The following is a 13,400-nucleotide window of genomic DNA, read 5'->3' as shown; positions in this document are numbered from 1 at the left end:
GTTGCGCAGGTCCGCAGGATACTGAACCCGGTCCAGCGCAGGAAAACGCCCTAACGTCGGAATCGGTGAAGGCGCGTTCTTGTCCTGAGAACTGTCCATGCGATCGTTTCCATCTTTTTGTTGCGGGCTGCTGTCTGGTATCTGGGCGGATGACGCAACCCGAAGTGTGTCTTACGCCGCGTTTGCATGCCGACAGACATCGCGATCCGATGGCATGTGGTTTAATGTTTCACGCAAGAACGCAAGTATTGAAACAAAACAAGCAGGCGATTGTGGCCTTTTTGCAACAGGAGTGTGAAAACACTTGAGCTTGACAAACCACACAACATATATGCAGGCCAATATCTTCTTTCATGCGTGGCCGGGTAACGCGTGTATTCAGTATTCTGTCTGACCACCTGATGGCTCAGGGCGGAAATACTTGTCGCGGGTAGCACGGCCGCGTTTCTTGTTACACACTGAACTGACCAAGTTCTTTCCAGTCACGATACGGGCGTAAGTGATGCGCCGGAGCGGGGGTTTATGGCCGTACCGATAATGCAGGCCGTCAGGGTCGGCAAATATGTCGTCACACAGCATCTCAAGAAGCGGAAGCGTTACCCGCTTGTGCTGATGCTTGAGCCGCTTTTTCGCTGCAATCTGGCATGTGCAGGTTGTGGGAAGATCGACTACCCGGCTGCTATTCTGAACCAGCGCATGACCATGCAGGAATGCATGGATGCGGATGCCGAGGCAGGTGCGCCCGTTGTGGCTGTGGCCGGCGGTGAACCGCTGCTGCACAAGGAAATGCCGCAGATTATTCGCGGTTTGATTGCGCGTAAAAAATACGTCTATCTGTGCACAAATGCCCTGCTGCTTGAAAAGAAGATGGATGAGTACGAACCCTCTCCCTTCTTCTCATGGGATGTGCATCTGGATGGTGACAAAACCATGCACGACTCCTCCGTCTGTCAGGATGGGGTGTATGAACGTGCCGTGGCCGCCATTAAAAAAGCCAAGGAACGCGGCTTCCGTGTTTCCATCAACTGCACCCTGTTTGATGGCGCAGACCCGCAGCGCGTTGCCAATTTCTTTGATGAAGTGATGGCAATGGGCGTGGACGGAATCATGACCGCACCGGGTTATGCCTACGAACGCGCACCGGATCAGGAACACTTCCTGAACCGGCAGAAAACCAAGCAGCTGTTCCGTGATATCTTCCGTTTGGGCAAAGGTCACAAATGGCGGTTTACGCAGTCTCCGCTGTTCCTGAACTTCCTGGCGGGGAACGAGCAGTACCACTGCACGCCGTGGGGCAAGCCGCTGCGTAACGTGTTTGGCTGGCAGCGTCCGTGCTATCTGCTGGGTGAAGGCTATGCCAAGTCCTTCCGTGAGCTGATGGACGACACGAAGTGGGATGATTACGGCACCGGTAACTACGAAAAATGCGCTGACTGCATGGTGCATTCCGGTTACGAATCCACCGCTGTGATGGATGCCGTGCGCCGCCCTTGGCACATTGCCAAAGTGGCGCTGTTTGGCCCGGAAACAGAAAAGCCAATGGCCCCGGAAATCTCGCTGGCAAACCAACGTCCGGCCCAGTACGTGTTCTCCAAACAGGTGGAAGAACAGATGGAAGCCATTGCCGCACGCAAGCCTGCCAAGGCACCGCGCGTAAAGGTGATTCGTACCGCAGAAGGGGCAAACGATACCCCGGCAGCAAAACCCGCTGTGGAAGCTACTGCGGCAGACTGATCTGGCTTTCCGAATCGGTTTTTCAAGAAAGGGCGGTTCCCACACGGGGTCGCCTTTTTTTGGTTTGAACCGTTAAAACATACCGAATTGGTCCGCTTTGTGGGGAAGGCAGGCATACTGCCGCCGCATGCTGCACTATATGTTCCGGTATGGCCCGGCTGTGGCTTTGGGGGGAATCATCCCCTATTCTGCCCGCCAGAAACCCGCCGCGCGGGTACCCTATGCAGAGGGCATATCGTTTTTCATGGCACTTTCCATTCTTGTCATTTTCTTTCTGGTGTTCCTGAACGCCGTGTTCGCCATGGGGGAACTTGCACTTATTTCCGTGCGTATCCCCCGGTTGGCCATGTTGCAGGAGCAAGGCGTACGTGGGGCAGAACGCGCCATGCGCTTGGCGGAAGATCCGCAAATCTTCCTGCCCACGGTGCAAGTGGGTATGACACTTGTTTCCATTCTGGAAGGCACATTTGGTGGGGTGCAGATAGAAGCGCATCTTACCCCCATGCTGGAGCGTATTCCGGCCATTAAACCCATTGCGCCCCAGCTTTCCATGATTGTGGTGGTGGTGCTGATAACGGCCATTATGCTGGTGCTGGGTGAGCTTGTGCCCAAGCAACTGGCGCTGCGTGAGCCAGAAAGAGTGGCCGCCCGCCTGGCCATGCCGCTGGAACTGCTGGCCAATGCCACCCGCCCGGTTGTGTGGTTGCTGCGTCAGTCTTCCAACGTGGTTCTGCGCCTGATGGGCGCGGCAGATGCCGTTAACCAGACGCTGACGGAAGAGGAACTGAAAGCTTATATTGCCGAAGGTGCGCGTCTGGGCGTTCTGGAGCATGAAGAACGCACCATGATCGAGCGTCTGCTGCGTCTGGCAGACAGGCCCGTACGCGCCATCATGACGCCCAGAAACGAGCTGGTGTGGATAGACCGCCATGCCGGGCGTGATGCGCTGGTGCAGGCACTCAAGCAAACCACCTATGCCCGCCTTGTGGTGTGCGAGGGCGGGGTGGATAACCCCGTGGGCGTGGTTCTGGCCAAGGATATGCTGGACCGTGTTCTAGACGGCATGCCGGCCTCCATAGAGGCAGGTCTGCGCCCGATGGTGGTGGTGCCTGACAGTATTTCTGCACTGGATATGCTGGAGCGCATGCGCAGTATTCCGCTGGGCATGGCCTTTGTGTTTGATGAATATGGGGCGTTTGAGGGGATTGTAACGGCGTCTGATCTGTTTGATGCCATTGTGGGTGAAACCTCTCACGAGCCCCAAAAACTCACCCGCCTGCACACAGAACCGGCCCCCGATGCCGTATTGATGCTGGAAGGCACGGAATCCGCCGATGAAGTGAAAGATCAACTGGCCCTGAAAACCCTGCCAGAAGAAGGCAGCTACCATACGCTGGGCGGCCTTATTCTGGCCCTGTTGCGCCGTGTGCCAGCAGTGGGGGACAAGGTAGCTTACGAGGGCTGGCTGTTTGAGGTGCTGGAAATGGAAGGCCGCCGTGTTTCCCGCGTGCGGGCCAGCAGGCAGCCTCTGGCAGAAAACTAAAGGAGCTTACACGGGGCAGGCATTTGGTTTGCCCTCATGTGGTCGGGTCGAGCCTGCTTACAGGCCATAAAAAAGGGGCGCAGCCGGTTAACGCTGCGCCCCTTTTTTGTATGCAATAAGCCCGCTTGCTTTCTACCGCAGCGCCTTAATGCAGGGTGCGGGTGTTGAGCGTATGTGCCAGCGCCTTCTCATCCTCAAAGTCTGGCCATGTGCCTTGGGCCAAAGCTGTCAGGGAAGGTGTAGGCAGCTTCATCTTGGCGGCATACATCCACAGATAGGCCAGGGTGTGGTGCACATAATCCCGCGTTTCCGTATTGGGCAGAAGTTCCATAAACAGCAGCGGATCATTGGCGGCCGGGCCAGTTGCGCTTTCCCAATGTGCAAGGGCGGAAGGCCCTGCGTTGTAGCTGGCCAACAGGCGAATAATATCGCCCCCGCGTGCCTCTGTGTGGCTGGTTTGGCGCGTAATAAGCCCGGCCAGATACTGCACATAGCGCTGCCCGATTTCCAGATTGATGCTGGGGTCATGCAGGGCTTCGGCGGAATGCACGAAGTGGTGGTTGATATTGGTGGGGGACTCACTGGTCACAAAATCTGCCGTCAGCGGGCGGATCTGCATCAGGCCGTGGGCACCTGCGCCAGATACGGCGCGTGGGTCAAAGTTCGATTCCACACGGGCCAGCGCGTAAACAAGGGCGGGGTCCATGGTAAAGCCGTGCCGGGGGCGCAGCAGAGGCAGGGGTGTATCCTCTGCGTTCTGTGCCGTGGCGGCGTGGGTGTTTAAGGCATCGGCCATTTCTGTGGCCAGATCATGCAACCCGGCTGTTTGCGCTACAAGCTGGAAGGCGCGGGCCAGCGTGACATCACGCAGGTCTGGCCATGCACGGCGGATGGCGTTTTCTGCCATTTCCGGCTCACCAACCTGGAGCAGGGCAAACACGCGGCGGCCGACCTCTGTTGCCCCTACGGCTTCAATATCAATTTCTGTCAGCACCGGGGCGGAGGAAGCTCCGTTATCCGGAATGTGGCTGTTTTCCAGCGGTGTAAAGCCAACAGGGCGGATATGGGCGCTGGAGGCCGCATGAATGGTGTCTGCCGGATCTGGCCGCAGCATGCGGTAGGCCAGCAGCCCGTAGAAACTGCGCGGAAAAGCCGCTGCATGCTGGAGCCAGACATGCTGGGCATGGGCGTTGCCGGTTTTTTCATGCCCACGGGCGGCCCAGAATGCGCAGGCGGCCCGCATTTCCGGCATGGCGCGTGGCGTGTGGGAGGCTTTTTCAAAAAACGGAATAGCCTCTGCGTAAGCCTGCTTCTGCCACAGGGCCAGCCCGGTAATGTAGCTGGCCAGCGCATTGCGCTCGCGCGAGAGGTTTACGGCCGTGCGGCCAATATCCAGCGCCATATCCGTTTCGCCCGAAACCAGCATGGCCTGTGCGGTTTCTGCCTGTAGCTGGGCCGCGTAGGCGGGCGTCATGCCCGGTGTAATGCTGATAAGGTGCAGCGCACTGTGCACGCCTTTCAGCCCCCATGTGGTGCGTTCACGCAAGGTGCGGTCCAGCAGGGGGTTACGGGTGAATTCCTGCGCCAGTGGGCCAGCGGCAAGGGCGGCATGGGCTGGGGCCAGATGGTCTGCCGGTGGGGCAGGTGGCAAAGGGCCACCCCGTTCAGACAACGCAGCAAGGCGTGCCCATATGGCCGGTGCATCGGCATAGCTGGTGTATTTTTTCAGCCAGTTCCGCAGCTCGGTCGCGTTGGGGTGGTAATTCGGGTTCAGGTAACGGTCTGCCTGGAGCTCACCTAGCAGTGTGGCATCTGTCAGATGCGTGGTGCTGCTGATGGCTTCTGTGAACGCCCCCTGCTGCTGTAGGCGCAGGATGGCGCGCACCTGGGTGGCAACTTCGGGAGGAAGAGGTTTGGGAAGTGTAACATCATCACCTTCAGGGAAAGCCTGGCGTGGCAGAACCATGGCCAGCTCTTCGCTGTACGGTTCGGGCCCGGCTTCCGGGGGCTTGGCATGGGCTCTCGTCACAACGACGGAAGCGCTGGCCAAAAGGGCGGCACCAGCCAGAATGGCCTTTGCCGCGATCTGATGAGGAATTTGACCTATCGCTCGCATGGCTGGCGGGGTCTAGGCCCTTCCAGCGCAAAAGGCAAGTTTCCTGTCTGTAAGAAAAAGGAAAGGTTCTTCAAAAATTGTTGCATCCCGTGTGATGAAATGCTGGTCAAACGGGAACAATTTGCAAGATTTTGGCAGGTATTCCCACGGTTTATGCCATGTATTTCTTGGGGGCATATTCTGTAACATCTGGTGCGGCTTTTTTGCTTACATGCACGTGCCGATTACATGCTTGTGCTGTCTTGGCGCAAGGTGTCCATCACTGTCATGAGGGTGTTCCATATATCCCGCCGCGCGGCGGCGCTGGCCCGAAGCTGGAGCGGATGGCGCATGACCATAACAGGCAGGGGTGGCAGGCCGGGCAGAGTAATGTCTTGCCAGGTGCGGCGTGGCAGATCCGTTGTTTTGCCAAGCAGCATGCGTGCGGGTAGCCGCCCACACAACAGCACGCGGCGTGGTGCAAACAGGGTAATGGCCCGTTCCAGAAAGGGGCGGCAGATGCGTTGGTCCATGTCTGTGGGCATGGTGCCCCCGGCAGGCCGCCACGGCAGGGCGGTGGCAAGAGCCAGTTGGCTGCGCTCCAGCGGCAGCGGGGCCAGCATGGCATCCAGCATGGCGCCACACATGCCCGCAAAAACATGCCCGCTTCTTTCCTCATCCTCGTCCGGGGCTTCCCCAATCAGCATCAAGGGGGCGTGTTGGGGGCCGGATGGCATAAGGGTGTGCATGGCAGCACCGCGCAAGGGGCATGCCGTGAAAGAATCCATTGCTTCAAACAGCGCCTCTGGCGTGCTGGCCGCAGCTGCAAGGTGCTGCGCCTGTTCCACTATATCTGCAAAGCTGGCCGGGGCGGGCTGCTGGGACGGTAGAATGGGGGCAGCAGGTTGAGGCGTTCTGCCGGTTTCAGGCTGTTTTGGTAAGGTTTTGGGGGCTGTTTTGCCGTGCAATGGCGGCAGTACAAGCCCAGCCCCAGCGTGCCGGTGATCTGCCGGGGTATCGGTTACAGCAACATCCACGCCCCATTCTGTATAAAGGCGCAGGAGAGACAGCGCAGCATCCATCATATAAACCGTATCATAAAACGGACGGTTTGGTGGTTTGGCGCGGGCGCGTTAGACAAAACCAGTCGTTCATGTCGTTCCTTTCCGCTCTGCCAGAAGGGGCGGGGCATCCGTGGGCGGCCTGCCCGGTTGCCACCGTATCCTGTAGATAGGGTTCTTATGCTGTTTTGTCGCCTTCTGCCTACGGTTTTCATGTTGCTTTCCGCCACTGTGCTGGCTTCTCCGCTGTATGCGGCCCAGCCAGATACAGCTGGCGCAGCCCTTAAAGGGACCACGCCCAAGGCAGATGCCGCAGTGGTGCATGCACCTGTTGGGCATGTCGATTCGGGCGCGTTTCTCAGCGCCGTGATTGCCGTGCGCCGGGGGGATGACCTGCAGGCCGCGCGGTCTTTCCGCCAAGCCGCAGCGGCAGACCCGGACAATATGGAACTGCTGAAACAGGCTTTTGTGCGCAGCGTGATGGCGGGTGATGCCGATGCCGTACCGCTGGCTCACAAGCTGGATAAGCTGCCCGGCGCGCAAAGTGTGATTTCCGCCCTTGTGCTGGGGAATGATGCCGCCGTGCGTGGAGAATGGGGTGAGGCACTGACCTATTATCATCAGGCCCGCTCAGACCCGCTAACACATCTTATTATGCCGCTGCTGCTGGCGTGGTGTGAGCAGGCGCAGGGCCATGCGAATGAGGCCGTGGAGAGCCTGACGCATATTCAGAAATCTGTGCTGGTGCCGTTTTACACGCTGCATGCCGCCTTGATTGCACAGGTGGCGGGCCAGACAGATCGCGCAGGCCAGCTGTTTGATGAAACCCGCAAGATCATGCCGGGGGGGGACTTGCTGCTCACCCGTTCCTATGCCGCATGGTTGTGGGAGCATGGGCAGAAGGAAAAAGCCCGCGCCGAGCTGCGCAAGCTGGAAGGGGATGATCCGGTTCTGCTGCTGGCTGGCCCGCAGCTTCAGGCCACCATTGCGCACTTTCCGGTTTCATCGGCACGTGGCGGCATTGCGCGGGCCTATATTCTCACGGCGTTTCTGCTGCGCCAGCAGGGGCGGGAGCAAGCCCAGCAGGCCGCAGCCACTGGCGGCATGGTGGGGAATGACGCCAACCTCTACCAGTTTAACGAGGCCGCACGCCTGATGCTGGGCTTTGCCTTGGCCATGGACCCCACATTGGCCGAAGCCCGCCTGATGCTGGCCGAAATTCAGATTGATGAAGACCACGGGGCCGCCGCGCGTGAAACATTGCTGCGCGTGCCGCAGTCGGACCCCATGTCCCCCGTGGCGCGGTTGCGGCTGGCGGTGCTGGATTCCACGCCGGATCAGGCAACAGAAGCTGTGACCCTTCTTCGCCCGTTGGTGGCCCAGCAGCCAGACCAGATTCTGCTCCAGCGCGCCTTGGGGAATGCACTGGTGCAGCAGAGAGACTGGAAGGGCGCCATAGACGCCTATACCAAGGCCATAGACCTTGCCACCGCCCAGAAGGATGTGGACTGGACGCTGCTTTTCCTGCGCGCCATGGTGTACCACGAAATGGGAGATTGGCCCCACGCGCGGGATGATGCCCGTGCCGCACTGGCCTATGCACCAGACGAATCCATGTTGCTGAACTTTTTGGGCTATTCCATGGTGGAACGGCATGAAAACTTGCCCGAAGCAGAAAAACTTTTGCGCAAGGCACACCAGCTTTCCCCCGATGATGCCGCCATTACAGACAGTTTGGGCTGGGTGCGGGCTGAACGCGGAGACCTGAACGAAGCGCTGGAACTTTTGGAAAAAGCCGCAGAAAAAACGCCAGAAGACCCGGAAGTGAATTATCATCTGGGCGAGGTTTACTGGCGGCTGGGCCGCAAGACCGAGGCCATAGACCAATGGAACGTGGCTTTGGGGCTGCACCCCATTCCCTCGGATGAAGTCTTGATACGTGCCGCACTCAAGCGCGCTGGTGTGGAGCCAGATGTAAAAAAGGCAGATCAGGCCGCCCCCGCCAAAGCCGCGCCGCAGGATAAAGGAACACATACGCCATGACAGTTGATGTTCTGGATGTTTCCACCACAACCCTGACAGAAATCGCACCTGCAAAAATCAACCTATATTTACATGTGACAGGCCGCCGGCCAGATGGATACCATTTGCTGGACAGCCTTGTGGTGTTTGCCGGTGCGGGTGATGTGCTAACTTACGCGCCGGGGCCAGAACCCCTGCACCTTAAGCTGGAAGGCCGTTTTGGCCGTGCCCTTGGGGCAGATGCCGCTGGCCCGAATAATCTGGTTATGAAGGCCGCCGCTGTACTGCGTGATCTGGCCGGCCCACAGGCCCATGTGCGGGGTGGCTGCCTTGTGCTGGAAAAAAACCTGCCTGTGGCCTCTGGCATTGGCGGGGGCTCGGCAGATGCCGCAGCCGCCCTGCGCTTGCTGAACCGGGCATGGAATGCGCAGGTGGATGAACCCACTCTGTTCCGTGTGGCGGAAACACTGGGGGCGGATGTGCCCGTATGCCTGCTGAGCCAGACCGTGCGGATGGAAGGAATTGGGGAAACCCTAACCCCTGCACCACGTTTGCCGGAGTGTGGCCTTGTGCTGGTGAATTGCGGGCAGGCTGTTTCTACCCCAGAAGTGTTTCGTAAAAGAACAGGGGATTTTGTGCCCCGGGCGGATTTGCCACAAAGTTGGCCCAATAGTGCGGCTATGGTGGAAAGCTTAAAGGCGCAGGAAAACAGTCTGGAAGCTCCGGCATGCAGCGTATGCGCCCCCATTGGCCGCGTGCTGGCTGATATTGCCGCCCAGCCAGATTGCCAGTTGGCCCGTATGAGCGGCTCTGGCGCCACATGTTTTGGTGTATTCCCTACCGTAGAAGCCGCGCGTGAAGCCGCAGACAGACTGGCGGATGCACATGCCGCATGGTGGGTTTGGGGCGGAGGTCTGGTTTAAGGGGCTTTGCTGCCCCATGGCGTGACTGTTAAATTTTGGGCTGGCCAAAAAGGGCGCAAGCCTGCTTTAGGTATAGCAAGGCGCAGGAGGGTTCCATGTCTTCCAAACTTGATTTGTCTCTTTCAGAAGATCGTACAGAAATTCATATGAAAGTACTGGAGCAGGACAATCAGCCTGCTGTGGATATTGCACTTTCATTAGAAGACGTGACACGCCTGATACAGGTTTTGGGCCAGTGCCGTGAAACCATGCTGGAAGGCAGGGAGCTGCCAACCATAGAAGGCGCCACTTTTGCACCTGTTACGCGCACAAAATGGGCGCTCCAGCCAGAAGCCAGCACGGATGGATCTGTTCTGGCCTTTCAACATCCGGCTTTTGGCCCGGTAGGGCTTGTGCTGCCTCCCGCAGATGCAGACCGGCTGATGCACGGGCTACAAATGCACCAGCAGATGCGCCAGCAACAGGGCGCAGCGCGTGGGCGTTTGAACTGATACGCAGCCGATTTGCTTTTTTGCCCCGTGCAGCAGAACACGACACGGGGCAAAAAAGGTTTTTCAGGATTTGCGGCAGTTGCGAATATGCGTGATCAGGGCGGTTAAGCCCATGGCGGTAAGTGCGCCAAAAATACTGGCCCGCAAATTGCTGGAAACAAAAAAGGTGAGCGGGCTATCCAGCCTGCGGGAATGTTCATCAAACGGCCCTTGTGCCCCAAAGGAGCCGGAAACCGGTTTATACAAATCATCCGGCTGCGGGCCTTCTGCCCAATCATGCTCCATCTGGGCCTTGTAGCCTTTTTCTGCCAACCGGGCCTCACGGCAGCCGGGGGCAACCATGTGCCATAGGGCGGCAAAGCTGTTGGTGGCCCCAATGGAAATAGAGCGGCTGGTGCTAAAGGCCGCACGGCAAATGGCTTCTGCCGCCACTTCGGGTTCATACACCGGGCCAACGGGTTTTAAGCGCTTGCCTGTCAGGTTGCGTGTCCATCCATAATGAGGGGTGTTGATGGCGGGCAGATCCACCATGACCACGCGGATATTATCGGCATCGTGCAGCAGTTCGGGCCGTAGGCTTTCACAAAAGCCACGCAGGGCGGAACGTGCGCCATTTTCAGCAGCCTGAAGCGGCATCCCGCGCAGGTTGGGGGCCAGATCCAGATTGATAATGGCCCCTTGCCCGCGCCGGCGCATAACGCCAAGTGCTGCCAATGTGCCGTTTACGCTACCCAGATAGGTGACTTCCGTAGCACGGCGAATATCATCGGCAGAAAGGGCAGCCACTTGCCCAACCACCGTGGCCCCGGCGCAGTTGGCCCATACTGAAATGGGGCCAAGTTCTGTTTCAATACGCTCCGCCGCATCCTGCACGGCTTTGGCATCAGACACATCCAGCGGAATCACCAATGACCGCACAGAGTGCTTGGCCAGATTTTCTGCCGTTTCCTTCAGCCGGTCTTCATTGCGGCCCAGCAGGGCAATATCAAACCCGGCGCGGCCCAGCGCACGTGCCGCCGCGCGGCCAATACCGGCGCCTGCGCCTGTAATCACAGCTATCTGGGTTGGCATCCGCGTTTTTTCTCCCGGTTATCAGTCAAGCAAGACGTTCAAAATCTGGCCGCCATTTTGCGCCGCAATCGGGCAGGGCACAAGCCACAGGGCAGAGGTTCTGCCCCGCGTGGGCCTGAATGCAGGTGCCAGATTTACAGATATTTCAGCGCAATAATGCCGCCTAAAAACACTACGGCAAAAGCCCCGGCCACCAGTGGCAGGCGTTTTTCCAGAAAATCCTGAATAGGGGCCCCAAAGCGCCACAAAAGCCCAGCCACCAGCATAAACCGCACGCCGCGTGTTACCAGACTGGCCAGCATAAAAGGCAGAATGGCAAAATGCGCCATGCCGCTGGCAATAGTCACAAACTTATAGGGGATGGGCGTAAGCCCCTTGAACAGAATAATCCACACCCCCCATTGGCGGAATTTTTCCTGCAAGGTCAGCAGCGTGCCCTCGGCATGGTAAAAATGCACAATCGGGCGGGCCACCGTATCCAGCAAAGCCGCGCCAATCAGCCAGCCCAGCAGGCCCCCGGCCACACTGGCAATGGTGCAGATGGCGGCATAAACCCATGCCTTTTGCCTGTGCGCCAGCACCATGGGCACCAGCAGCGTTTCTGGCGGAAGGGGAAAAAAGCTGGCTTCTGCAAAAGCCAGCGCCGCCAGCCATAAAGGTGCGTAGGGGCTGGCAGCGTGCCGCAAAACGCGGGCATAAAGGCGGTTTAGCATATGGGTTTAAAAACTACATCCGTTCACGGCGCAGAACATCCTCCGCCTTGGCGTGGATGGTATCATATTCTTCCTGCGTGAGGTTACCCCGGTGCAGCATTTCGCTCGCACGGGCCAGCGCATCACGCGCGTGGGTGGCATCGGGTATGGGGTAACGGCGGCCGGGCAGGGCAAAGGCATCATCGGGCAGGGCGTTGCGTTCTTCAGTTGTCAGCTTAGACATGGGTTGTCTTCCTGTCTTCCTCACACAAATCAGAGGCACTCTCCAGTTCGTCCAGTTCTGCCATTGCAGCTTCTGCGCTGGTGGTGGGAACATCGGAAACCGGCGTGCTGCTCCGCACTCCCGCTGCCAGAGGATGCTGTGCGGGAGAGACTTCTAATGTTTGTGTCACACGGAACGCCGTCAAGACCGCGAGCGAGCCAAACACAACAGCCCCCAGCGCCTGTACGGCCTGCACGCCCATCGGGCCAAAGCGTGCGCCCATCATGACAAATGGAATGGTGCCCAGCGTGGCCCGCCCCCAGTTAAAGGCGGTGGAATACAGCGGAAAACCAAGGTTATTAAAGGCAGCGTTGGCCACAAACAGCATGCCTACAAACAGGTAGCTGCCGATTGTCCAGGTGCAGAATAGGTGGATAAGGGCTGCGGCATCCCCTTGCGCGTCATACATGGCCACAACCCCGTTTTGCACACAGAACAGGAAAACCCACGTGGCCCCCACGCTCAAAAGCACCAATTTAAGGGCTGCGCGCAGGGTTTCGCGCACACGATCACACAGGCCCGCCCCAAGGTTCTGCCCCATAATGGGGCCGACTGAGCCGGTGAGTGCAAACACCAGCGCAAACAGCACGGGCACCGTCCGCTCAATAGAGGCCTGCCCGGCTACAGCTGCCAAGCCAAAGCGGGCCATGGCCTGCGTAACGTAAACACCCCCAACAGGTGTGGCCAGATTGGTAAGAATGGCCGGGCAGGCTACCGTAGCCACGCGCTTTGTATCGGGCAGAATACGGTGGGCCTGCGGCATGGTCAGCATATCGTGCCGCAAGGCGCCACGGATGCCGGCTGTGGCCACCACTGCGCGGGAAAGCACGGTGCTGATGGCAGCCCCCATAAGCCCTTCATGCAGCCCGAAAATAAACAGAGGGTCCAGCACAGCTGCCACCACGGCCCCCATAAGCGTAATGTGCATGGAGCCCTTGGCATCGCCCACCACACGCATAAGGGAAGAAGCCCCCATGCCCGCACAAATAAGGGGCAAAGCAGGACTTACAGTGCGCAAAAATGTGGTGGCGTTGCTTAGGGCCTCACCGCGTGCGCCAAACAGTTCCAGAATGGGGTGAGCAAATATCATGGTGCCCACACCCAGCACCGTGGCCAGCCCGATCATGACAGTAAGGGCGGAAGATGCAATGCCTCTGGCCTCGTGCGCGCGGCCTGCACCAATTTCACGCGCGGTGGCGGCACTTATACCAATGGTCAACCCGATGGAAACGGCAATCTGCAAGCCAATAACGGCCCCGGCAAAGCCAATGGCGGCTGTAAGTGCCGTGTTCCCCAGATGGCTGATATACACCATGTTGAGCATATCCACCGCAAACACCGCCATAAGGCCAATGGCCCCGGTGCCAGCCATAACCAGCACGTGGCGCATGATGCTGCCAGTGGTAAAGCAGGCCTTGTGACGTCCGCCAGGCGGGGAGGGCCGGTTCATTCATGCTCCGTGTGGGCTGTGCTGTGCGTGCAGGG

At 58.7% G+C, this 13,400-nt stretch carries 11 protein-coding genes; 5 read left to right on the top strand and 6 right to left on the bottom strand.

What is annotated here, in order from left to right; all coding sequences use genetic code 11:
- The first annotated feature begins 522 nt into the window (after window positions 1–522).
- Both hpnH and CSR02_RS04095 read left to right on the top strand, forming a co-directional pair.
- On the top strand, window positions 523–1,734 hold the full coding sequence (hpnH, locus tag CSR02_RS04100) for an adenosyl-hopene transferase HpnH (RefSeq protein ID WP_042787028.1): 1,212 nt from the start codon (window positions 523–525) through the stop codon (window positions 1,732–1,734).
- Window positions 1,735–1,894: 160 nt separating this feature from the next.
- Window positions 1,895–3,277 carry a hemolysin family protein gene (locus tag CSR02_RS04095; RefSeq protein WP_095045828.1) on the top strand — a complete coding sequence of 461 codons (1,383 nt, stop codon included), beginning with the start codon at window positions 1,895–1,897 and terminating at the stop codon, window positions 3,275–3,277.
- 145 nt (window positions 3,278–3,422) lie between these two features.
- Here the strand turns inward: CSR02_RS04095 and CSR02_RS04090 are convergent, their stop codons facing one another.
- Both CSR02_RS04090 and CSR02_RS04085 read right to left on the bottom strand, forming a co-directional pair.
- Window positions 3,423–5,393, bottom strand: a complete 1,971-nt coding sequence (locus tag CSR02_RS04090) for a lytic transglycosylase domain-containing protein (protein WP_099540662.1) — start codon at window positions 5,391–5,393, stop codon at window positions 3,423–3,425.
- A 224-nt stretch (window positions 5,394–5,617) separates the two neighbouring features.
- Complete coding sequence (locus CSR02_RS04085) at window positions 5,618–6,457, bottom strand: uracil-DNA glycosylase (RefSeq protein WP_099540661.1); 840 nt, start codon at window positions 6,455–6,457, stop codon at window positions 5,618–5,620.
- Between the two features lie 156 nt (window positions 6,458–6,613).
- Here CSR02_RS04085 and CSR02_RS04080 point away from each other — a divergent pair, with 156 nt between their 5' ends.
- From CSR02_RS04080 to CSR02_RS04070, 3 genes are all read left to right on the top strand, one after another.
- On the top strand, window positions 6,614–8,476 hold the full coding sequence (locus CSR02_RS04080; RefSeq protein WP_099540660.1) for a tetratricopeptide repeat protein: 1,863 nt from the start codon (window positions 6,614–6,616) through the stop codon (window positions 8,474–8,476).
- Complete coding sequence (locus tag CSR02_RS04075; protein ID WP_099540659.1) at window positions 8,473–9,378, top strand: 4-(cytidine 5'-diphospho)-2-C-methyl-D-erythritol kinase; 906 nt, start codon at window positions 8,473–8,475, stop codon at window positions 9,376–9,378. The genes CSR02_RS04080 and CSR02_RS04075 overlap by 4 nt, the downstream gene beginning before the upstream one ends.
- A gap of 95 nt (window positions 9,379–9,473) precedes the next feature.
- Window positions 9,474–9,869 carry a hypothetical protein gene (locus CSR02_RS04070; protein ID WP_042787023.1) on the top strand — a complete coding sequence of 132 codons (396 nt, stop codon included), beginning with the start codon at window positions 9,474–9,476 and terminating at the stop codon, window positions 9,867–9,869.
- A 63-nt stretch (window positions 9,870–9,932) separates the two neighbouring features.
- Here the strand turns inward: CSR02_RS04070 and CSR02_RS04065 are convergent, their stop codons facing one another.
- The 4 genes from CSR02_RS04065 to CSR02_RS04050 all read right to left on the bottom strand — a co-directional run bounded on the left by CSR02_RS04065 (window position 9,933) and on the right by CSR02_RS04050 (window position 13,365).
- A complete protein-coding gene (locus tag CSR02_RS04065; protein ID WP_099540658.1) occupies window positions 9,933–10,940 on the bottom strand; it encodes an SDR family oxidoreductase in 1,008 nt (335 codons plus the stop codon).
- A gap of 134 nt (window positions 10,941–11,074) precedes the next feature.
- Complete coding sequence (locus tag CSR02_RS04060; RefSeq protein ID WP_099540657.1) at window positions 11,075–11,653, bottom strand: YqaA family protein; 579 nt, start codon at window positions 11,651–11,653, stop codon at window positions 11,075–11,077.
- Between the two features lie 13 nt (window positions 11,654–11,666).
- Window positions 11,667–11,876: a hypothetical protein gene (locus CSR02_RS04055; protein WP_003625103.1), complete on the bottom strand. Its 210-nt coding sequence runs from the start codon at window positions 11,874–11,876 to the stop codon at window positions 11,667–11,669.
- Window positions 11,869–13,365 carry an MATE family efflux transporter gene (locus CSR02_RS04050; RefSeq protein ID WP_099540656.1) on the bottom strand — a complete coding sequence of 499 codons (1,497 nt, stop codon included), beginning with the start codon at window positions 13,363–13,365 and terminating at the stop codon, window positions 11,869–11,871. The genes CSR02_RS04055 and CSR02_RS04050 overlap by 8 nt, the downstream gene beginning before the upstream one ends.
- Window positions 13,366–13,400: the final 35 nt, after the last annotated feature.

The sequence above is a fragment of the Acetobacter pomorum genome, assembly GCF_002738225.1.
Lineage (GTDB): Bacteria > Pseudomonadota > Alphaproteobacteria > Acetobacterales > Acetobacteraceae > Acetobacter > Acetobacter pomorum.
Note: the sequence above shows the minus strand (reverse complement) of the source record. Positions and strands in the feature narration are given on the sequence as shown.